The organism is Aliiroseovarius pelagivivens (genome assembly GCF_900302485.1).
GTDB classification, from domain to species: domain Bacteria; phylum Pseudomonadota; class Alphaproteobacteria; order Rhodobacterales; family Rhodobacteraceae; genus Aliiroseovarius; species Aliiroseovarius pelagivivens.
The window spans coordinates 1,145,719-1,168,143 of the sequence record NZ_OMOI01000001.1 but is presented as its reverse complement, the minus strand read 5'-3'; the positions used below and the strand labels follow the sequence as shown (position 1 = coordinate 1,168,143).

Sequence of the window (22,425 nt, the reverse complement as noted above, 5' to 3'; positions counted from 1 at the left end):
TCCAACACTCAACACCTTCAATGTATCATGTTTTGTACAGCAGGTCCTTCAGATAGCGACCGGTGTGGCTTTCTGCGACCTGCACAACTTGCTCTGGCGTGCCTTTGGCGACAATTTTACCGCCGCCATCGCCACCTTCCGGCCCGATATCGATGATGTAGTCGGCGGTCTTCACAACGTCCAAATTGTGTTCGATCACCACGACCGTATTCCCCTGATCCACCAATTCATGCAGCACTTCCAACAGTTTGCGCACATCCTCGAAATGCAGACCCGTCGTGGGTTCATCGAGGATATAGAGCGTTCGCCCAGTCGACCGTTTCGACAGTTCTTTGGAAAGCTTCACGCGCTGCGCCTCGCCGCCAGACAGGGTCGTCGCTTGCTGGCCGACCTTGATATAGCCCAGACCGACACGCATCAGCGCATCCATCTTGTCGCGGATGGTCGGCACTGCTTGGAAGAACTTTTGCGCGTCCTCGACCGTCATATCCAGCACATCCGCGATGGATTTGCCCTTGAACTGCACCTCGAGCGTTTCCCGGTTATAGCGTGCGCCTTTGCAAGTTTCACACTGCACATAAACGTCGGGCAGGAAGTGCATCTCGATCTTGATGACGCCATCGCCCTGACAGGCCTCGCAGCGACCACCCTTCACGTTGAAACTGAAGCGGCCGGGCTTATAGCCACGGGTCTTGGCTTCGGGAAGGCCCGCGAACCACTCGCGAATGGGTGTGAAAGCGCCGGTATAGGTCGCCGGGTTCGATCGCGGTGTACGCCCGATGGGGCGTTGGTCGATATCGATCACCTTGTCCAGATGCTCGAGCCCTTTGATGGTTTCACAGGGCGCCGGCGTCTGGCGCGCACCATTCAGACGCATCGAGGCCGTTTTGAACAGCGTCTCAATCGTCAGCGTGGATTTCCCCCCGCCCGACACGCCGGTCACACAGACGAACTTGCCCAATGGAAAATCGGCGGTCACGTTCTGCAAATTGTTACCCGTGGCCTTTTTCACGGTGATCTTCTTGCCGTTACCCTTACGCCGCTTGGGCGGCACAGCAATCTCGCGTGTGCCGTTAAGATATTGTCCGGTAATCGAATTTTCGTTTTCGATGATGTCCTTGGGCGTGCCTTGCGCGATGATCTCGCCGCCGTGCACCCCTGCTCCGGGGCCGATATCCAAGACGAAATCAGCCTCGCGAATGGCTTCTTCATCATGCTCGACCACAATCACGGTGTTGCCCTGATCGCGTAGGTTCTTGAGTGTAATCAACAGGCGGTCATTGTCGCGTTGGTGCAAACCAATTGAAGGCTCATCCAGCACGTAGAGCACGCCCGTTAGGCCCGAACCGATCTGGCTTGCCAAGCGGATCCGCTGGCTTTCACCACCGGAAAGCGTGCCAGAATTTCGGCTGAGAGACAGATACTCCAGCCCAACATTGTTCAAGAACCCCAGACGCTCGCGAATTTCCTTAAGAATGGCGCGTGCAATTTCGTTCTTCTGAGCACTCAGATGATTGGGAGCATCTTCGACCCAGGCCAAGGCCTCGCGGATCGACATCTCGACCACCTGCCCCACATGAAGCAGCTTGTCGCCCGACCCAATTTTGACCGCCAACGCCTCGTCACGCAGACGATACCCGCCACAAGCACCACAGGAGCGATTGTTCTGATACCGCTCAAATTCCTCGCGGATCCAATTCGAATCCGTTTCACGATAGCGCCGCTCCATGTTGGGGATGACACCCTCGAAGGCGCGCGTGACCTCATAGACGCGCCCGCCCTCGTCAAAGCGGAACTTGATCTCGTCCTCGCCCGACCCATACAGGAACACCTGCTGCACATGGGCAGGCAGATCTTTCCATGGGGTGTTCTTGTCGAACTCGTAATGTTTAGCAATCGATTCAATCGTTTGCAGGAAATAAGGCGACTTGCCCTTTCGCCACGGGGCCAGTGCCCCATCATAGACTTTCAGCGTTGCATCCGGCACCACAAGGCGTTCATCAAAGAACAGCTCTTTCCCCAAACCGTCGCAGTCAGGGCAGGCGCCAAAGGGCGCGTTGAACGAGAAAAGGCGTGGTTCGATCTCGGGGATCGTGAAGCCGCTTTCCGGACAGGCGAAGTTTTCAGAGAAGGTTATGATCTCTGGATCGCCCTCTTTCGGGGCGGTCTCGAAAAGGGCAATTCCGTCGGCCAGATCCAATGCAGTGCGGAAACTGTCGGCAAGGCGCTGCTCCATCCCATCGCGCACGACAATACGATCCACCACAACGTCGATATTGTGGCGGTATTTCTTGTCGAGCGTCGGCGGCTGGTCCAGCTCGTACATCTCGCCATTCACTTTGACGCGCTGGAAGCCCTTCTTCTGAAGTTCTTGAAATTCTTTACGATATTCGCCCTTCCGATCACGCACGATGGGGGCAAGCAGATAGGCACGGGTCCCTTCTTCCATCTGCATCACGCGGTCCACCATATCCTGCACCTGCTGCGCCTCGATGGGCAGACCGGTGGCGGGTGAATAGGGCGTCCCTGCGCGGGCAAAAAGCAGGCGTAGATAGTCGTAGATCTCGGTCACGGTGCCGACGGTAGAACGTGGGTTTTTCGACGTGGTCTTCTGCTCGATCGAGATCGCAGGCGACAGACCCGCGATGTGATCCACGTCAGGTTTCTCCATCATATCAAGGAACTGGCGCGCATAGGCCGACAGGCTTTCTACATAACGCCGCTGCCCTTCTGCATAGATCGTATCGAACGCCAACGACGACTTGCCCGAACCGGACAGGCCGGTGATCACCACAAGCTTGTCACGCGGTATGTCCACGTCAATAGATTTCAGATTATGCTCGCGCGCGCCGCGGACCTGTATTTCTTTCAACTCGGCCATTCCGACCCCCAATTCATACTTGATTAACGGTTAGGGCAAAGGTCGCGGCGAGACAATCGAAAAGTTAGAACATTGCGGGAACATGCTGTCGTCCACTGACAGGATTGACTTTACATTCATTTTTTTGAATATTTAATAACGAAAGAGTTGATCTGTCTGGATCGTTCTCTATATCCCTTTGCAAGACGCGAACGCGAAATAGGAGCAAGATATGTTTGGTTTCATGATGGGCGGCGCAAAAATGGACCCGCGCGAGGCAGTTGCAAAAGTCACTGCAGGCGAGATCAACCTGATCGACGTGCGCGACCATGGCGAAGTACAGATGACCGGCAAAGCCAAAGGGGCAGTTGTGGTGCCCTTGTCCGTAATGCCGTTTCAATGCGACCCCAAAGGCCCTGACTTCAACAAGGACATCGATTCGTCGAAACCCTTCGCCCTTTATTGCGCTTCTGGCGCGCGATCAGCACAGGGCGCACAGGTATTGAAACGCTTGGGCTTCGACGAGGTGTATAACATCGGAGGCCTTGGCCACTGGCATCAAGCTGGCGGAGAGATCACCCGCTAACGTCCCTGCCCTATACAGAACTAAAAACCGCGTCGGCCTTGCCTGCGCGGTTTTTCTTTGCCCAAAACATCATTCACCCTAAAGGTTGACTGAACTGCCGCAGCATGTTATTCACCCATATGGTTGAACGACAAGACAACGACCGCCTTGCCGCGGTTTTGAAAGCTGCCGCCGATCCCACGCGACGGGCCATCCTGACTCTGCTTGCGCAGGAAGGCCCCCTCAGGATCACGGATATTTCTGCGCGTTTCGACATCAGCCTGAACTCGGTCTCGAAGCACATCAAAGTGCTGGAAGCCGCAGGGCTGGTCACGCGTCGCACCGAATGGCGCGAGCATCTGATTGAGGTACATATGGAGCCGCTTTCACTTGTTGATCAATGGTTTAACGAACTCCGGTCGATCTGGGCGCTGCGCCTGGACGCCCTTGAAGCTGCCTTGAAGGAGGACGACAATGACTGAACTTTCCCTTGAAATCACCCGCCATATCCCGCACCCGCCAGAACGCGTGTTCGATGCGTGGCTGGACCCGAAGATGCTGGCAAAATTCATGGTGCCCGGCCCTGGCGTGACCATCCCTGAGGCCAAAGTGGACGCCACCGTGGGCGGTCAGTTTCTGATCATGATGCGTGTGCCCGAGGCAGGCGACCTGCCCCATACTGGCGAATACCGCGTGATTGATCGCGCCAATCAGCTGGCCTTCACCTGGGTATCGCATAACAGTGCAGAAGACTCGATCGTCACGCTGAATTTCGCACCAAAGGATGGCGGCACCGATCTGACCCTACGCCATGTCCGCTTCCCGTCCGAACAAAGCCGCGATGACCACACCGGTGGCTGGACGCGCATTCTGGACGCGCTCGCAGGACTTGAGGTCACGGCCTGACCCGCGCAAACGCAAAAGGCCGGGCAATTGACCCGGCCTTTTATACTAATTTTCCAAAAGCTTACATGTGGATGACGCGGTCATAGGCGTCCAACACAGCTTCATGCATGCTTTCCGAGATCGTTGGGTGCGGGAAGACCGTGTGCATCAGCTCTTCTTCCGTGGTTTCCAGCGCCTTGCCGACCACGTACCCTTGGATCATCTCGGTGACTTCCGGTCCGACCATGTGGGCGCCCAGAAGCTCGCCGGTCTTGGCATCAAAGATGGTTTTGATCATGCCCTCGGGATCACCCATGGCGATGGCCTTACCGTTCCCAATGAAGGGGAAGCGGCCGACCTTGATGTCATAACCCTGTTCTTTCGCCTTGGCTTCCGACAGGCCGACCGAGGCCACCTGCGGGTGACAATAGGTACAGCCGGGGATGCTTTCCGGTTTGACAGGATGGGCGTGCAGACCGGCGATCAGTTCGGCCACCATGACGCCTTCATGGCTGGCTTTGTGGGCAAGCCACGGCGCGCCGGCGATATCACCAATGGCATAAAGGCCGTCCACACCAGTGCGGCAATGGGCGTCGGTTACGACGTGGGTGCGGTCGATCTTCACGCCAAGCGCTTCCAGTCCCAGACCTTCCACGTTGCCGACGATGCCGACGGCAGAGATCACGGTGTCGAATTCCTGCTTCTCGACCTTGCCGCCGACCTCAATATGCGCCGTAACCTTGCCTTTTGCGCGATCCAGCTGCTTGACCATGGCTTTCTCCATGATCTTCATGCCTTGCTTCACAAAGGACTTTTTGGCGAAGGCCGAGATCTCGGCGTCTTCGACGGGCAGCACGCGGTCCATCACTTCGACCACGGTGGTATCAGCACCCAAGGTGTTGAAGAAGCTCGCAAATTCAATACCGATCGCGCCCGAGCCGATAACCAGAAGCTTCTTCGGCATCCGCGGCGGGTTCAGGGCGTGGCGATAGGTCCAGACCAGATCACCATCGGCTTCCAGCCCGGGAAGTTCGCGGGCACGCGCACCGGTTGCCAGAACGATGTTCTTCGCAGTCAGCTCTTCGGTGCCCTTCTCGGTTTTGACCGAGACTTTGCCCTTGGCGGGGATCGTTGCCTCGCCCATCACGACTGTGACCTTGTTTTTCTTCATCAGGTGACCGATGCCACCCGAAAGCTGCGCCGCAACCCCTCGTGAGCGTTTCACGATGGCGGGCAGATCATAGTTGATCTTGTCTGCAGACAGGCCAAATTCCTTGGCCCGGTGCATCAGGTGGAACACCTCGGCCGAGCGCAACAGCGCTTTGGTCGGGATACAGCCCCAGTTCAGGCAGATACCGCCCAGATGCTCGCGTTCGACGATGGCCACTTTCTGACCCAACTGAGCCGCACGAATGGCTGCTACGTAACCGCCCGGCCCTGCGCCGATCACGATCGTATCAAAACTCTTTCCAGCCATCGGTGGCTCCTCCTCATCCAAGATAGTTTGGCATTAAACTATTTTGTTCAACGGATCAATTACCTCAGCGAAACCCTGCTATTCGCTCAGCGAAACCCGGAAAACCTTTCCCTAACCCTGTTCATCTTGCAGTTCATGAAGGATGTGGCCATAGCCGCCATTGCTGATAAAATCAGCTTCCTCCTCACTGCTTTCACGCCCAAGTACCTGATTGCGATAGGGAAACCTTCTGAATCGACGAATGATCTCGCGGTGTACGCGGGCGTGAAGCGTGTCTCCTTCCCCACGCGGATCAGACATGCGATCTTGCATCAACTCAATGCAGCGGTCCTGCATTGCCATCTCTTCGCTGTGCATGAAGGGCATATAAAAGAATTGTCGCGTGGGCAGGTCGACCTGCAAATCCAGCCCATTGCCGATAGAACGCTCCGCACAGGCCAAGGCGGCCGCATCCGTCGCGAAGGACCGCGCATCGCCGCGAAACATGTTGCGCGGGAACTGATCGGTCAGGATCAGAAAGCCAAGAGCACCTTCTGCGCTGTCCTGCCAGTGGTCAAGTTCACCGGCGCGCGCGGCTTCCCAATGTAGGAGAAACTTGTCGCGGATCGTGCTGTCGAGTTCTTCAGTGCCGTTATACCAGCCCTCGGGGCCGGTATCATCGACCCAGAACCGAATGATATCCTGTGCTGTAGTCATAGTGTCCTCCCTCCCTGTTTACCCTAACGGGGAGGGAGGACACTGCAAGCCCTACGATCCGCTCTCGTCCTCTTCGCTTGCTTCTGCTTCGTCCGCCCAGAACTCTTGCGCCATGTCCACGGCAACCGGAGACGTCGCAGGTGCCATGGTCATAAATGCACCCGTATCTGAAGGTGCAGGCGCCGAGCGCTGTGTCGAGCGCCACAGGCCATAGGCCAGAAGGGCCAGAAGTAGCACGGCCATGTACGACCAGAACCCACTCGGTCCCACAACGCCCATCACCCACCCCGAGATGATCGGCCCGGCAATCGCTCCGATCCCGTTGATGAAGATCAGGCCGGCCGATGCCGCTGGCATGTCATCCGGTTCAAGGAAGTCATTCACATAGGCCAGAAGTAGCGCATAGAGAGGATTGGTCATCCCCCCCATCATAAACGCCGCGACCAAAAGCACCGAAAAGTCTGACGATATGAACACCGGTAGGAACCCTGCCCCGGCAGCCACGGCCGTGACGGTCAGAATAACGATGCGGCGATCCATCCGGTCCGAAATCCAGCCGATCGGATACTGAAGCACCAACCCACCAATATAGAAGGTCGAGACAAAACCCGAGATCTGCGCGACACTCAGCCCGGCCTGCTGGCCAAAGACCGATGCCATCCCGAACTGCGCGGCAAACACACCACCAAGGATAAAAAAGCCAACGCAGCCCAATGGCGAGATTGTGTAAAGCTCGCGCAGGCTCAGACCTTTGGTTGTTTCAAAAGCGGGTGTGGGGTTGATCGACAGAAGGATCGGGGCAAACGCAATCGACACCAGCACCGAGGGAATGATGAACAAGATGAAGTCTTGCGGGTCACCGATCACCAGCAAACCCTGTGCGGCAATGATGCCCACCATCTGAACGAACATGTACAGTGACAGGGCTTTGCCGCGGTTTTCGTTGTCCGCCGCATTGTTCAGCCAGCTTTCCGCCGTGACATAAACGCCCGAGAAACAGAAGCCGACCACGACGCGCAGAAGCGTCCAGGCGATCGGATTGGTCATCGCCGGGTATAGGATCAACACGGCCGAGATGAACGACCCAAGGGCCGCAAAGACCCGCACATGCCCGACCCGGCGGATCATTATCGGAGCCATACGCGATCCGAACAGAAAGCCCGCGAAATAGCCGGACATGACCAGGGACAGCTCGAAGGTCGAGAACCCTTCAAGCCCACCACGAATGCCCAACAACGTGCCCTGCACGCCGTTGCCGACCATTAAAAGCATGACGCCCAACAAAAGCGCCCAAGAGCTTGCCAGAACTTGAAGCATGAGACCCTCCGCCAATCCAAGAGGTTCAGTGTAGACGAAGGGTTCTTTCGGAAATCGCTTTTTCGCGACCTTGCAGGGTCGTGTTCCGGCTTTTACGCGCCAATGTTGGCTCCTTGCGGCAGCAGAAGCGAACTGTCACCGTAGGAAAAGAAGCGGTATTTCTGCGCGATGGCATGGGAATAGACATCGCGCATCCGCTGGGTCCCCATCAAGGCAGACACCAGCATCATCAGCGTGGACTTCGGCAGATGGAAATTGGTCATCAAACCATCTGCGATCGAGAATTCAAATCCCGGCGTGATGAAAATGTCGGTCTCGCCGGTCCACGGAGCGATCTGCCCCTTCGCCGTCGCCGCGCTTTCAATCAAGCGCAGCGCGGTGGTGCCAACCGGGATGACACGACCGCCCGCAGCAATGGTCGCATTGATCTCATCCGCCGCGCTTTGGCTGACCTCGCCCCATTCGGCATGCATTTTGTGCTTCGAGACATCATCAACCTTTACCGGCAGAAAGGTGCCCGCCCCCACGTGCAGCGTGACATGGGTCAGGTCGACGCCCATCGCTGTAATCCGGGACAGAAGGTCCGTATCAAAATGCAGCGACGCCGTGGGCGCGGCAACGGCGCCGGTATTGCGGGCAAAGACGGTCTGATAGTCTTCGTTGTCCTGTGCATCCGCCGCACGTTTGGCGGCGATGTAAGGCGGCAGTGGCATCTTGCCTGCCTCGGCAATCGCGGCGTCGAAAGCGTCACCTTCAAGATTGAAGCGCAATACTGCCTGTTCGTCGTCACGTCCCAAAAATTCGGCGCTCAGCGCATCCGAGAACGCGATCACGTCGCCTTCTTTCAACTTGCGTAGTGGCTTTGCCATGGCATGCCATTGACCTTGCCCATCCGGAGACAAAAGAGTGACCTCGATACTGGCGACGCCTTCACCCGGAGCTTGCCCCGGACGGGTGCGCGTGCCGAACAAACGGCCCGGAATAACCTTGGTGTCGTTCAGGATCAGCCGATCCCCCGGACGCAGCCAGTCGGTCAATCCCCCGACATGGGCGTCGGTCAGGTTATCAGGTGTGGCAACCAACAGGCGGCTGGCTGTGCGTGGCCGCGCGGGGCGCGTCGCAATAAGATCTTCGGGCAGATCAAAGTCAAAATCACTTAGTTTCATGGCCGCGCACATAGGTCCGATCTGGGGAAAGGTCAATCATTGGGGGCGCGGCGGCGGATCGCGTCGGAAAATATCGCGGAAGAAGCCCGGCGTAAATACCGACAGAGGATTGACCGAGACCTCTGGGGATGTCGCCGTTCCCCCCATCTGATAGTTGAACCCGACGAGCCCTTCCCCTTTACGGGCAAATATGCGGCCCGCCGAATTCACGACATAGAAAGGCGAGATCACCCCCTGCATCTGCATCTGCTCTGTCCCGAGGTAGTAATAGCCGTCCATCGAGATTCCCATCGAATGACCCGAGGCGGCACTTTCGTAGATTGTGACCTTCTCGGGATCCAAACGGAACCGGGCATCCACATCGGTAAATGGGATACCTTTCCCGCCCAGTTGCTGCAAAAGCCCGATCACCGAGATCGCGGACAGAAGTTCGGCCATGGCTGGCGCATCGTGGACGTCGATATTTTCGGTGATGGTCAAGCTGCCTTCATAGACACCCTTGCCCCCAGCCGGCGTCAAAACCAGCTCCATCTTGCCACCCTTCGCGGACTTGAACAAACCTGCTTCACGCATCACGCCCCCCGCATTGCGTGCCTTGATGCGAAAGGCGGTGCCGTTCGGCTGAGGGGCCGCGACACCCCGGATACGGGGCTTTCCGGATACACGCCCCTCGAACCGCCCGGTCAGCCCCTCGGCACCGCTGGTCAGTTCAGCCTCAAACGGCGTCAGCACAATTCCTTCTGAAATCGTCAGCCGGTCTAGCTTCAGGTTGATGGGGACCTCACCCTGAGATGTACCGCCACCGCTCGTCGCCCCGAGTGTTGCTCCGCGCATGTCAATCGTGCCGCCATTTACCGTTACCGCAACTGGCACACCTTCTCCGCGCCCGGTCAGCGTCACCTGAGCGTCCAGCCATCCCCCCAGCTTCACCCTGTCAAACACGGCCGTTTCCAAACCGCCTTCCGAGCTCAGGTTTATCTGCCCCGCCGCCGAAAGGCCCGGAGCGGTCAGCGCAATCTGATCAATTCGAGGTGCTTCACCAAGGTCTGCAGTCAGTGTGATCTGTCCATCTGTACTTTTTGGTTTGGACCACCCCAGAGGCGGAATCGACAAACCTACCCCGTTCAAGTCCCCTTCAAGGGTCAATCGCGGAGCGAGATCTTTGGCCAGCACGATCTTGTATTTACCGCGTCCCTCACCTTGTACCGTGCCTGCGGGCAGACCGACCTTAAAGACCTCAAGCATCTTGGCATTCAGTGGGAACGCCCCTGCGACCGTCGATCCGTCGGCAGCTTTGCCCGCAGTAAAAGGAAGCTCCCAAACGCCCGAGACCGGCAAACCTGACAGGGTTCCCCGCCCTTCAAGGCGTAGTGCTGCATGATCAAAGCGCAGCGTTGCATTGGGCAGTTTCAATATGTGGCCGGGTACGACCTTGGAGCTTTCGACTTTCTGAAGATCCGCTACAAGATCATAACGCACTGATCCGCGGGGTGGCTTGGGCTGTATCTGAATATCAATACGCCCACGTACTGTCGCACGCCCCGTGGCCAAATCCGGCCCCAACTTCCCTTCGCTTCCCCGAAACACTTGGAAAGGCTTGGCATTTAGCAAATGAAGCGCAGCTGGCATTGGGCCAGAGACGGAAAGACCGACTTCGGCTGGCACCGGTGGTGCCGGAAGGCTTAGATCAGCATCCTTCGGTCGAGGCTTGCCCAACTTCGGAATTACAAATGATGTGCCAGCCACATCCAGAACGCCAACAATCCGCCCCTCCGGATCGCGCGGGCGTACGACACCCCGATCCGCCACAACAGAAAGACGGCGTCCTTCGATCACCAATCGTCCATCCGAATACTCAATGGGCTGCATGTCATTCACAGCGCGTATCTGCATATCCTGATACGAGGCCGAAAGGTTCAACAGCGCTGGCGCATCGCCCTGTTTACGCCATGCAATCGAAACATCATTAAACTGGCCACCTACTACATTCTTGCGAATCCAGTCACGCACCCGCGCGCTGCGCGCCTCGGGCCACAGCGCGATAACCTGTTCAGGCGTGATATTTTCCGCGTGGCTATCGAAGCCCAGCGACCACCCGCTGCTGTCAGCAGATATCCGCCCCGCAGCCGCGATTTGACGATCTTCGTGTGTAACATAGGCCTGCCCGATGGTCACTTCGAACGGATCCAGACGCATTCGGAAATCCGCTCCACCCTGCCCCAGCAGGACGGTTTCCTCAAACAGCTCGGATGGGTTGATCTCGGCGTCCGACAGTTGGATTTGCCCAATCATCTCAGTCGGCCAACCGCCTGTCCAACCGCGAAGATATGCGTGTCCGGCAGCATTGACCTGAACCCAATCCGACGACAGAGACATCTCTGAAAAATCCATACGCTCCCGTTCGGGGTCATAGTCGATTTCAACACGACCGCCGTTGAAGCGCACGGGCTTGGCCCCGGCATCCGGCGAAATCACGCCAGCGCCAAATTCCAAATACCCTGCCAAATCCGAAATCGACCCTTCGTCGTCCACCATGGTCAACAACTCGCCCGAGATCGGGGCATCCACGATCCCAAGGAAGGCCAAAAGTGGTGTCTGCGCTGCGATGTCAGCGGAAAGCGCATTCTTGAAACGCGCTGTAAACTCGGCCGCTGACGAGTTTTTCGCACTGCGAAACTCGAACACAGTCTCGGCGAGGGTTTCGGTTTGATTGAAGACGTCAAAGGACACCGCCATGCTGACATGTTCGGTATCTTGAGTGATGACAAGGGATCCATCCGTCACCTGCCAAATCCGCCCAGTTCGCGCATCTTCAAGCGTGATGGTCAAAGCGTCTGCTCGGATTTCATCGGTGTGGGATAATGCGCCGTCAGCGAAAACCTGATCAATGCCGTCAAGAACGCTCGCGAAGTCGCCGCTTGTCCCGACGCCTTGCCCGAAACTGAGCGCGAATGCACCGTCAGCTTGCCGGCGCACCGTGATCTGTGCGCCCGACAATTCGAGCGTCGCAGGCTCAAACCGCCCCGCCAGAACTGGCCCGACGAAAACCGAGCCTTCGACCGCATTCAGGCGCCCAATCTCCAACCCGGTTTCATCGCGCACACCCAGATCAACCAAGCGCAGCCGGGGTCGGCCGTTTCCAGCAACCCCAAGCTCGATACGCGAAAGCGACAGGCCGACCGCATCAGATTGCGCATTCAGCCGCTCTTCCACCTTGCGCGCCACCCAGTCGGGCATCGAAATAACCTGACCAGATACAGACATGGACACCAGCACTAAGAACAGGATCAAAGTGCCGAACGACAACACCGTCCAAACCCCCGTTCGGCGTCTTAGCTTGCGGGGCGACTTGCGTGTCGGCGCTGCAAGGGACGGTACCGCCTCTGATGTTTCCACTTCGGAAGCATCACGGGACGGGGCAACGTCGAGGCTGGCAGCCTTTGACCCCGCCTGCTCGGATCTGCCCAGGCTTGGAGAACCCGACTTTCTGGCAGCGGACTCTTCGCTCTCTCGTTTAAGTAGATTTCGGGTTCGACGCGGCGTTCGGATTCGCAGGAATGCTTGTTCCAGCAAACCACGCAGTGGCAACCTGCGCGCGCTTGCGGCAAGCACCGCAGCTTCAGCTTGCTCGATGGATAATTCGTCAGGGGTACCAGGGTCCTGTGACACCACCCCTTTCGCACCACCTTCAAGTGGTGCGCCAGGCAGGTCATCTTCTGGCGAATTGTCACTGGTCATTTTGCCTGTCGGACCGGCTCTTGCAGCCCCCTGTATTTTCGATCATTCTGCCCAAAATAACGGGGCGACGAAAGACCTGAATATGGGCAAATGCCCGGTTTTCTCGCTCTGATCGGCAGATTCCCGCAAGCGCATCGCGTTGGCATGGATCCCGGTATCGCCCGGCGTAGATCCTGCCGAGGCACTAACGGCTTAACGGAAGGAATTCCAGAAACATGACCCAATCCATGCCTGCAATTGGCGACGTCGCGCCAGATTTCACCCTTCCGCAGGATGGAGGAGCACCCATCACCCTGTCGGAACTGGCGGGAAGTCCGGTCGTTCTTTTCTTCTATCCCAAGGACAACACACCCGGCTGTACCACTGAAGCACTAGACTTCACGGCCCTGCGTTCTGAATTTCAGGCGCTCGGCGTACAGGTGCTGGGTGTGTCGAAAGACAGCTTGAAAAAGCATGAGAACTTTCGCGCAAAACACGCACTTGGTATCTCGCTTTTGTCCGATGCCGAAGGTGACGTCTGCGAACGCTACGGGACCTGGGGCGAGAAAAAGAACTATGGCCGCACCTATATGGGCATTACGCGCACCACCTTTCTGATCGGGGCGGATGGCCGCATCGCGCAGGTTTGGGAAAAAGTGAAAGTGAAAGACCACGCCCAGACGGTGCTGGAAGCTGCGCGCGATCTGGCAGGCAACGCATGACCGGTCTGTCCAAGCCATTGGCGCAGATGGCGGATGACGTACTGCGTACCGCCGACGGTCGCGAGAAAACTGCGTTGGCTCGCCGATATGCCGCTGAATGGGTCGCCGCGCGCGACGCAGGTCGGATCACGTCTCCGCTTCAGGATCGCTCTGCTGTGATTGGGCAAGCCACGCCTCCTGATTTTCCGGCGCGCCCCGAAAAACCCGAGCTGAAAAACCCCCGAGATGTGCCCCGCCGGCGCCCCGGGTCGCGCCCCGGTCAAATCGCGCTTCTGCATGCCGTCGCGCATATCGAGTTGAACGCAGTCGACTTGCATTGGGACATCATCGCGCGATTCACCGACACGCCAATGCCGTTGGGATTCTATGATGACTGGGTGAAGGCCGCTGACGAAGAAGCTAAGCATTTCAATCTGGTAAGCGACTGCCTTGAGGCGTTGGACAGTCACTATGGCGCGTTGGCTGCGCATGCAGGCATGTGGCGTGCTGCCGAAGACACGGCAAGTGACATATTGGGCCGTCTGGCTGTGGTGCCAATGGTACTGGAAGCGCGTGGGCTGGATGTGACACCCGGCATGATCGATATTTTCAAGAAGGCTGGCCTGACCGACACCGTCGCCGCGCTGGAGGTGATCTATGCCGAGGAAGTTGGACACGTCGCCTATGGGTCCAAATGGTTCCATTTTCTCTGCGGGCGTCACGAGCTGGACCCGAAAGACACATTTCATGCGCTTGTACGCCAGTATTTCCACGGTGCTTTGAAACCGCCGTTCAACGAAGAAAAACGGGCCGAGGCCGGCTTGCCGCCGGACTTCTATTGGCCGCTGGCAGATGAAACGCCGGACCGTCAGCGCGGGACACCGGGTTAGAGCGCAAAAATTCCCGCAATAATAGAATATTTAGCCGGATATGGGCGCCAAGTATCGCTAGGCAGGTTTTCCTGACCCCACGAATGCTGGCAATTTGCCATAGATCGGCAGAAAATCGCCCGTTTTATTGCGACAAGCCGATGAATTTCCCAAATTTTCTTGCGTGATCGAAGGCTCCACGCTAAGCACCTCGGGTCTGACGGTACGCCCTTAAGAGCAACCATTCACCGCAGGCAGGGGACGTAGGGAAGACACTGGGGATTGCGCATTGCATAACCATTTGATCAACAAGACCAATCATTTTCTTGAGCGGGCGTTTCCCGAGCAACGCCTGTTCCTGAGATCCGAAGAAGGTACGCGATTCATCCGGCTGTCGCCGCTGACGCAGGCCCTTGGCTGGACCGGATCCGCCGCATTCTTTGCGTGGTCGATCATCGCCACCGCGGTTTTGTTGATGGATTCGATCGGATCGGGCAACCTGCGCGACCAAGCACAGCGTGACAAACAGCTTTACGAACAGCGCGTCCAAACCCTGTCCGAAGAACGTGACGCCCGAACCTCCGAGGCCATCGCAGCCCAAGAGCGGTTCAATCTGGCACTATCGCAGATCTCGGAAATGCAAAGCGAGCTTCTGGCGTCAGAAGAACGCCGCCGCGAGTTGGAAACCGGAATTGGTGTCATCCAGTCCACCCTCCGCCGCACCATCGGCGAACGCGATCTGGCCAAAGGCAGCTTGGAAGAGGTTCTCGCTGAGGCCCGCGAAAACGCGGATAATGCCACCCCGGGTGCTACATCCATTGCCAGCAATGCCACGCTGACCTTCATGACGGAAGAGCTGTCCCGCACCGCAGCCGAGCGCGACAAGGTCGCCGCCAACGCAGCCGACGCCGAGAAGTTCGCCCAAGACATGATGTACGAAGCGCGCCTTCGTGAAGAGCGCAATGACCAGATTTTCCGCCAGCTCGAAGACGCAGTGTCGATCTCGCTGGAGCCGCTGGATAAGATGTTTTCCAAGTCCGGCATGTCCGTCGACAACATTCTGGGCCAGATCCGCCGGGGCTATTCCGGTCAGGGCGGTCCGCTGACCCCGCTGATCCTATCCACCAGCGGCGGTGCTCCGGACGCTGATACAGAACGCGCCAACCGCATTCTGGGCGAGCTTGATCGCATGAACCTGTATCGCATTGCCGCCCAGAAGATGCCCTTTGGCATGCCTGTGAAGTCGGGTTTCCGCTTCACCTCGGGTTTTGGCACCCGCTGGGGCCGGATGCATAACGGTACTGACTTCGCCGCCCCCATCGGAACCCCGATCTATGCACCAGCAGATGGGGTCGTCATTCACGCCGCTTGGTCTTCGGGCTATGGGCGGCTTATCAAAATCCAACACGAATTCGGTATCGAAACCCGTTACGCCCATTTGTCGCGCATGAACGTGCGTAAAGGACAAAGGGTCTCGCGCGGGGATCGAATTGGTGATATTGGAAACAGTGGACGCTCGACCGGGCCGCATCTTCATTATGAAGTGCGCGTGGGCGGTCGTCCCATCAACCCCATGATTTATATCAAGGCAGCACGCGATGTTTTCTAAAAGCAAGATCAACGAGCCTGGCCCCAAAGCCGGCGGTCAGGACACCAAAACCGCTGCGGCACCCGCCGCTGACAAGCCGGCCATCCCCCCAAAGGCGTCCACACCGCCCGTGCCGTCTTCGACCCCGAAAGCCAAGCCGCCCGCATCGACCCTGTCGTCGGACATCGTCATCAAGGGCGATATCAAGTCGACCGGCGACATCATCGTCGAAGGCACCGTTGAAGGCGATATCCGCGCCCACCAGCTGACCATTGGCGAAGGCGCCACCGTACGTGGTGAAGTGGTTGGCGACGACGTGGTGATCAACGGCCGCATCGTAGGCCGCCTGCGTGGCCTGAAGGTACGTCTGACTGCCACTGCACGTGTTGAAGGTGACATCATTCACAAGACCATCGCCATCGAAAGCGGAGCGCATTTCGAAGGTTCGGTTCAGCGTCAAGACGACCCTCTGTCGGGTGGCGCAAAGAAAATTCAGCCTGCGGCGCCTGCCCCAGCTGAAAAAGGCTAAGCCTTAGATATTATTTGGTTAGATCCAATGCAAAGGCCGCCCGATGGGCGGCCTTTTGTTATTTCTACTGCCTCTGTATTCAGTCCTCGAAGGACATGACTTTGCGATACAGGTGCCAGGTAGCGTGACCCAGAATGGGCAAGACGATGAACAGCCCCAGAAACAGTGGCAGCATCGACAGCACCATCAGCACCGTGATCAAAGCCCCCCAGAACAGCATCGGGACAAGGTTATGCATCACGGACTGAAACGAATAGATCATGGCCGAGATGAAATCCATTTCACGATCGAGAAGCATCGGCAGGCTACAAACGGTCAGGGCAAAGGCCACAAAGGCCATGACACCCCCAACCGCACTCCCCACGGCCAGCATCGTGATTCCGTTGCTGTTAAGCAGGGCATCTTGCCAGTTCGACGTGATATTCGTCATGGGCTGCAACCCCATGAAAAGCATGAACACGATATGCGCCACGAAGATCCAGAACAGAAAACCCATGATCAGCACCATCGCAATCGACGGAAACTGCCGGTCTTTCTGATTGAACACCACGCCCAGGATTTGAGCCCAGTCCAGCGGGGCATCTTTTTCCAATCTGCGACTGACTTCATACAGTCCGACAGCCAGAAAGGGGGCCAGAAAAGGGAAGCCGAAGGCCACTGGAATGATCCAATAGCTCTGATCCATCACCTCGAACTCAAGAAACAGGACAATGCCGCCGAGCACGAAAAACAGCGCAAAAAACAGCCCAAAGGCTGGCGCGTTTTTGAAATCCTGTATTCCTGATTTTAAGGCTGACAGCACATCCGAAATGGAAATGGATTGGATACTTGGCGGCGACGAGGCCTCCAAAGTGGTTGCGTCAGACATTTTTCCTCCCTGCACGTTTCTTTTTTATCTTTTCGCGCGCAGATCGAGTGTTGCGGGTCAATTGCGATCCGTCAAGTTTATGAACGCGTTAATCGTGCTGTCCAACACATTGAAGACCCCTATAAATCGGCAGCGTCCCTCAACGAGAAAGAACAAATGCTTGACCCGGATACCGCGAACACGCTTTCGTGGATTAGGTTTCATTTGTGCGGCTGCTTACTAAGCGACCCACCCCGAATCATTGAGTGACAGGATTTTGAAAATGCCATTTCTGAAAAAGCTCGTCGCCATAGGGTGCACCATCTGCCTGACCTCAGGCGCGGCCATGGCAGCCAAATGCGGGAACACCTCTGCGGGGTTCGAAGCATGGAAAACCGATTTTGCCAGACAGGCCCAAAAGGCGGGCGTTGGAAAACGTGGGTTACAGGCGCTGGCCGCTACCAGATACTCGTCGACGACAATCAGTGCAGATCGCAATCAGAAATCCTTCCGCTACTCCTTGTCCAAGTTCATGCAGATTCGGGGGTCTGCCACGATCGAGGCGCAGGGGCGCAAGCGGTTGGCGAAGAGCCCAAAGTTCTATCAATCTCTCGAGAAACGCTATGGCGTTCCCGCAGGAGTCCTATTGGCAATTCACGGGATGGAAACCGGGTTTGGTGGCTTTATGGGCGATACGCCGGTTGTATCAGCGATCACGACGTTGGCTTACGACTGCCGTCGCTCGGATTTCTTTAAACCCCACGCGATCGGTGCATTGAAGTTGGTGGATCAGGGAACGATCAGCAGCAACACGCTCGGCGCCAAACATGGCGAACTAGGCCATACCCAATTCCTACCGGGCAATGCGTACAAATATGGTGTCGACGCTTCGGGCGATGGGCGTGTGGATCTGTATAATCTGGCAGACGCGATGGCGACCACCGCGAACTTCCTGCGCAAGAAAGGCTGGAAGCCGGGCAAAGGCTATCAAGAAGGCCAACCAAATTTCCGCGTGATCAAGGAATGGAATGCAGCGACGGTCTATCAGCAAGCCATCGCGATCATGGCTGCCAAGATCGACGGCTAAGACACTGAGAAAACAACAAAGCCCCGGTCAGAGACGCTGGTCGGGGCTTTTTGTTTCTTCAGGTCTTGTTTAGTCGTCCGTGTTGGCTTCGGCCCGCGATTTGCCGGCCACATCTTGCGCCAAAACCGAGGCCATGAACGCGTTCAAGTCGCCGTCCAACACCCCTTTGGTGTCCGAGGTCTCGTGCCCAGTGCGCAGGTCTTTCACCATCTGGTAAGGCTGAAGAACATAAGACCGGATCTGGTTGCCCCAGCCCGCATCGCCCTTGTTTTCATGCGCTTCGTTGATCGCGGCGTTCCTGCGGTCCAACTCCATCTGATACAGGCGCGATTTCAGCGCTTTCATGGCGATGTCGCGGTTTTGGTGCTGCGACTTGACCGAGCTGGTCGTGACGATCCCTGTGGGAATGTGGGTGATCCGTACAGCAGAGTCCGTCGTGTTCACGTGCTGACCACCCGCGCCTGAGGACCGGTAGGTGTCGATCCGAATGTCGGATGGGTTCACCTCGATCTCGATATTATCGTCGACCACCGGATAGACCCAAACTGAACTGAACGAGGTGTGGCGCTTGGCCGCCGAGTCATAAGGCGAGATCCGTACCAGACGATGCACGCCGCTTTCAGATTTAAGCCAGCCATAGGCGTTGTGGCCCGAGATTTTGTAGGACGCGGATTTGATTCCCGCCTCTTCGCCGGCGCTTTCCGATTGAAGCTCGACCTTATAGCCCTGCTTTTCGGCCCACCGCACATACATACGCGCCAGCATCGACGCCCAGTCGCAGCTTTCCGTGCCACCCGCGCCCGAGTTAATCTCGAGGAAGGTGTCATTGCTGTCGGCCTCGCCATCGAGAAGCGCTTCCAGCTCGGCAGCGGCGGCCCTTTCGACCAACGCCTTCAGCGATGCTTCGGCGTCCGCGACAACTTCGTCATCTTCTTCCATCTCGCCCAGTTCGATCAGGTCCACATTGTCCTGCATCTCTTGCGCCATGGCTTTATAGCTGTTCACGCTATCCAGAAGCCCCTGACGCTCGCGCATCAGTTTTTGCGCCCGGTCGGGATCATTCCACAGGTCCGGGTCTTCAGTCATCGCGTTGAATTCCTCAAGACGATGTTCAGCCGTTTCCCAACCGATCCGTTGACGCAACAGCGCCAAGGATTTTTCGATTGCATCAACGTTGTTCTGAGCCTCTGCCCGCATGGGTGTGTTCCCTGTCCGAAATCTCGTCCCTCGCAATATCAATCAGGGAGCCGATGAGCAAGCGCGGATGGGCGCCCTGCACGCGCGCCCTGCGCAAACGAAAGGGTCGCAAGGGCATCTTCCCTTGCGACCCTGATGGCACTGCGAGTGGTGAGGAGGGATGCAGACCGCGTCTTATGTCCGCATGGTCAATCCATCGGCAAAAACTTGAAGCTTCGCCGGATCTGCCGTCAGACGTACGCGCTGGCCTTTCAACTCGGCATGGATACCGGGAAGCTTGGCGATCAAATGGGTCTGGTTGGCGCTATCCGCACCCTCGCCCACCGACATTTTAGCAGGCAGATATAAAAGAGAAACCTCGCCCAAAGCCTCGACAATCTCGACCTTGCCTTCATAGATCGCGTCCCCGTCGGCCAGCACGAAATCCTCGGGCCGGACGCCCAGATTGACGGTGCGCCCCATATCGGCGTCGGTCGAGGCAATCTCGGTCTCGGCGACGCCACCTGCATCCAACGTCACCTGCGTTTTGTCGCCAGTGGCAGTGATCTTTCCCGACAGCAAGTTCATCGCGGGCGAGCCGATGAACTGTGCCACGAATTCGGTCCGGGGGCGTTCATACAGCTCCAGCGGGCTGCCCACCTGCGCGATGCCCTTGTTGGCCAGAACCACGATCCGATCCGCCAGCGTCATCGCCTCGACCTGATCATGGGTCACATAGATCATCGTGCTGTCCGGCATTGCTTCTTTCAACTGCGCGATTTCAATTCTGGTCGCAACCCGCAACGCGGCATCAAGGTTCGAAAGCGGTTCATCAAACAGATAGACCTTGGGATCGCGCACAATCGCGCGGCCAATGGCGACCCGCTGTCGCTGCCCACCGGACAGGGCTTTGGGCAACCGGTCAAGATACGGCCCAAGCTGCAAAGCGTTCGCAGCCTTGTCGACGGCGGCATCAATCTCGGCCTTGGGTTTCTTGGCGATGTTCAGCGCAAACGCCATGTTGTCGCGCACAGTCATATGCGGATAGAGCGCATAGGACTGGAACACCATCGCAATCCCGCGCTGGCTGGGCGGCACATCGTTCACGATCTCGCCATCAATTTCCAACGTACCCTCGGTGATCTTCTCGAGCCCTGCGATCATGCGAAGGAGTGTGGATTTCCCGCATCCCGAGGGCCCGACAAAGACGATCAGTTCGCCGGTCTGGATCTCCAGATCAATGTCGTTCAGTACGTTCACGTTGCCATAGCTTTTGACAACATCTGTCAGCTTCAGATCAGCCATGGCTACACCTCTTTCTTTTTCATGATCAGCGCACCCCACGCCGGGATTTCGCCTGCGTCTTCCCCAACCAGCACCTGCCAGTCTCCGCCGGGACGGTCGGTCGTGATCGGCGCTTTACCTAGGTTGAACTGACACAGGACCCGTTCGTCCCCGTGTTGGCGTTCGAACTGCAAAAGCGAGCCATCCGCCACAAGATCCAGCATCTCGCCCTTGGCAAGCGCAGGATGGGCGCGGCGCAAGGCGATGACATCACGATAGTGATGGATCAAGGCGTCATTGCGGGCCTCGGCCTGATCGACCGCCATGGGCAGATGATCGGCAGCGACCGGAAGCCAAGTGTCAGCATTGGACGAGAACCCACCTTGCGGGGCTTCGGCCGACCACACCATCGGCGTACGGCAGCCATCGCGGCCTTTAAACTCGGGCCAGAAGGCGATGCCATAGGGGTCCTGCAGGTCTTCGAACGCGACCTCGGCCTCGGCCAGCCCCAGCTCTTCTCCCTGATAGATGCAGGCAGAGCCGCGCAGGGACATCAGAAGCGTGACAAACAGGCGTTGGGCCTGATCTGATAGCTCCCAACGGGTGGCGTGGCGGGCGACGTCATGGTTCGAATAGGCCCAACAGGCCCAGCCATCCGGCGCGACCTCGGCCACTTTGTGCATCACCTCGGCCACGCGGGTCGCGTCAGGTTGATCGCCTGACAACAGTTCGAACGCATAACACATCTGCACCAGATCATCACCGCGCGTATATTCGCCCATAATCTCGAGCCCGCGTTGGGCGTCACCCACTTCGCCGACGGCTGCGGCGCCGTAAGGCTCCATCACTGCACGCAGTTTGCGCAGGAATTCCAGCGTCTCGGGCCGGTTCTTGTCGTAAAGGTGTTCCTGGTGGTTATAGGGGTTCACCGCGGGCGCAATGGTACTGTTGCGATCCTCGGGCGCCAGCGGCGGGTTATCACGCAGCTGGGCGTCATGGGTGTAGAAGTTGATCGTATCCAGACGGAACCCGTCCACACCACGCTCCAACCAGAATCGGGCCACATCCAGCAGCGCCTCTTGCACGTGAAGGTCGTGGAAATTCAGGTCGGGCTGCGAGGTCAGGAAGTTGTGCAGGTAATACTGCTCGCGCTTCCCGTCCCACTGCCACGCCGGGCCACCAAAGATCGACAACCAATTGTTGGGAGGTGTCCCATCCGGTTTCGGGTCCGCCCAGACATACCAGTTGGCGCGGTCATTGGTGCGGTCCTGACGGCTTTCCATGAACCACGCATGCTGGTCTGACGTGTGGCTGAGCACCAGATCGATCATCACCTTCAGACCAAGCCCATGCGCGCTGCTGATCAGCTGGTCGAACTCAGTGAGCGAGCCGAACATCGGGTCCACGTCGCAATAATCCGACACGTCATAACCGAAATCCTTCATCGGAGAGGTGAAGAACGGCGAGATCCAGACTGCGTCCACGCCCAGTGACGCGATATGCGGCAGACGGCGGGTGATCCCCGCCAGATCGCCGACCCCATCGCCATTATCGTCCTGATAGCTGCGCGGATAAACCTGATAGATCACCGCGCCACGCCACCAGTCGGGGTCTTTGGTCAGATGTCTCATATCCTGTTGAGAAACGGTTGCGTTCATGTG

18 protein-coding genes are annotated in these 22,425 nt (G+C 57.6%); 8 read left to right on the top strand and 10 right to left on the bottom strand.

What is annotated here, in order from left to right; all coding sequences use genetic code 11:
- Positions 1-25: 25 nt before the first annotated feature.
- Positions 26-2,881: an excinuclease ABC subunit UvrA gene (gene uvrA, locus ALP8811_RS05710; protein WP_108856182.1), complete on the bottom strand. Its 2,856-nt coding sequence runs from the start codon at positions 2,879-2,881 to the stop codon at positions 26-28.
- A gap of 211 nt (positions 2,882-3,092) precedes the next feature.
- Between uvrA and ALP8811_RS05705 the strand changes: the two genes are divergently transcribed.
- From ALP8811_RS05705 to ALP8811_RS05695, 3 genes are all read left to right on the top strand, one after another.
- Positions 3,093-3,446: a rhodanese-like domain-containing protein gene (locus ALP8811_RS05705; protein ID WP_108856181.1), complete on the top strand. Its 354-nt coding sequence runs from the start codon at positions 3,093-3,095 to the stop codon at positions 3,444-3,446.
- Positions 3,447-3,565: 119 nt separating this feature from the next.
- Positions 3,566-3,907: an ArsR/SmtB family transcription factor gene (locus tag ALP8811_RS05700; protein ID WP_108856180.1), complete on the top strand. Its 342-nt coding sequence runs from the start codon at positions 3,566-3,568 to the stop codon at positions 3,905-3,907.
- Positions 3,900-4,331 (top strand): SRPBCC family protein, encoded by a 432-nt coding sequence (locus tag ALP8811_RS05695; protein WP_108856179.1) that lies wholly within the window; start codon positions 3,900-3,902, stop codon positions 4,329-4,331. Before ALP8811_RS05700 ends, ALP8811_RS05695 begins: the two co-directional genes overlap by 8 nt.
- A 61-nt stretch (positions 4,332-4,392) precedes the next feature.
- On the opposite strand, the gene lpdA is transcribed toward ALP8811_RS05695, so the two are convergent.
- From lpdA to ALP8811_RS05670, 5 genes are all read right to left on the bottom strand, one after another.
- Positions 4,393-5,787, bottom strand: coding sequence for a dihydrolipoyl dehydrogenase (lpdA, locus tag ALP8811_RS05690; protein ID WP_108856178.1), 1,395 nt, complete (start codon positions 5,785-5,787; stop codon positions 4,393-4,395).
- Between the two features lie 111 nt (positions 5,788-5,898).
- Positions 5,899-6,483: a DUF924 family protein gene (locus ALP8811_RS05685; protein WP_108856177.1), complete on the bottom strand. Its 585-nt coding sequence runs from the start codon at positions 6,481-6,483 to the stop codon at positions 5,899-5,901.
- A gap of 51 nt (positions 6,484-6,534) precedes the next feature.
- Entirely contained in the window at positions 6,535-7,800 is a 1,266-nt protein-coding gene (locus tag ALP8811_RS05680) for an MFS transporter (RefSeq protein WP_108856176.1), read from the bottom strand.
- 92 nt (positions 7,801-7,892) lie between these two features.
- Complete coding sequence (gene queA, locus ALP8811_RS05675; protein WP_108857452.1) at positions 7,893-8,966, bottom strand: tRNA preQ1(34) S-adenosylmethionine ribosyltransferase-isomerase QueA; 1,074 nt, start codon at positions 8,964-8,966, stop codon at positions 7,893-7,895.
- Positions 8,967-9,002: 36 nt separating this feature from the next.
- Positions 9,003-12,236: an AsmA-like C-terminal region-containing protein gene (locus tag ALP8811_RS05670; RefSeq protein ID WP_181363694.1), complete on the bottom strand. Its 3,234-nt coding sequence runs from the start codon at positions 12,234-12,236 to the stop codon at positions 9,003-9,005.
- 683 nt (positions 12,237-12,919) lie between these two features.
- On the opposite strand from ALP8811_RS05670, the gene bcp reads away from it, so the two are divergent.
- From bcp to ALP8811_RS05650, 4 genes are all read left to right on the top strand, one after another.
- A complete protein-coding gene (gene bcp / locus ALP8811_RS05665; protein WP_245924577.1) occupies positions 12,920-13,405 on the top strand; it encodes a thioredoxin-dependent thiol peroxidase in 486 nt (161 codons plus the stop codon).
- Positions 13,402-14,274, top strand: coding sequence for a ferritin-like domain-containing protein (locus tag ALP8811_RS05660; RefSeq protein ID WP_245924576.1), 873 nt, complete (start codon positions 13,402-13,404; stop codon positions 14,272-14,274). The genes bcp and ALP8811_RS05660 overlap by 4 nt, the downstream gene beginning before the upstream one ends.
- Positions 14,275-14,542: 268 nt before the next feature.
- A complete protein-coding gene (locus ALP8811_RS05655; protein WP_108856174.1) occupies positions 14,543-15,862 on the top strand; it encodes a M23 family metallopeptidase in 1,320 nt (439 codons plus the stop codon).
- Positions 15,852-16,370 (top strand): bactofilin family protein, encoded by a 519-nt coding sequence (locus ALP8811_RS05650; RefSeq protein ID WP_108856173.1) that lies wholly within the window; start codon positions 15,852-15,854, stop codon positions 16,368-16,370. Before ALP8811_RS05655 ends, ALP8811_RS05650 begins: the two co-directional genes overlap by 11 nt.
- A 79-nt stretch (positions 16,371-16,449) precedes the next feature.
- Here ALP8811_RS05650 and ALP8811_RS05645 read toward each other — a convergent pair whose 3' ends face one another.
- Positions 16,450-17,238, bottom strand: a complete 789-nt coding sequence (locus ALP8811_RS05645; RefSeq protein ID WP_108856172.1) for a DUF2189 domain-containing protein — start codon at positions 17,236-17,238, stop codon at positions 16,450-16,452.
- A gap of 325 nt (positions 17,239-17,563) precedes the next feature.
- On the opposite strand from ALP8811_RS05645, the gene ALP8811_RS05640 reads away from it, so the two are divergent.
- Positions 17,564-18,304 (top strand): lytic murein transglycosylase, encoded by a 741-nt coding sequence (locus ALP8811_RS05640; RefSeq protein ID WP_245924641.1) that lies wholly within the window; start codon positions 17,564-17,566, stop codon positions 18,302-18,304.
- Positions 18,305-18,373: 69 nt separating this feature from the next.
- On the opposite strand, the gene prfB is transcribed toward ALP8811_RS05640, so the two are convergent.
- The 3 genes from prfB to ALP8811_RS05625 all read right to left on the bottom strand — a co-directional run bounded on the left by prfB (position 18,374) and on the right by ALP8811_RS05625 (position 22,422).
- Positions 18,374-19,501 (bottom strand): peptide chain release factor 2, encoded by a 1,128-nt coding sequence (gene prfB / locus ALP8811_RS05635; protein WP_108856170.1) that lies wholly within the window; start codon positions 19,499-19,501, stop codon positions 18,374-18,376.
- 174 nt (positions 19,502-19,675) lie between these two features.
- Positions 19,676-20,785: an ABC transporter ATP-binding protein gene (locus tag ALP8811_RS05630; RefSeq protein WP_108856169.1), complete on the bottom strand. Its 1,110-nt coding sequence runs from the start codon at positions 20,783-20,785 to the stop codon at positions 19,676-19,678.
- 2 nt (positions 20,786-20,787) lie between these two features.
- Positions 20,788-22,422 carry an alpha-amylase family glycosyl hydrolase gene (locus tag ALP8811_RS05625; protein ID WP_370738879.1) on the bottom strand — a complete coding sequence of 545 codons (1,635 nt, stop codon included), beginning with the start codon at positions 22,420-22,422 and terminating at the stop codon, positions 20,788-20,790.
- Positions 22,423-22,425 lie beyond the last annotated feature (3 nt).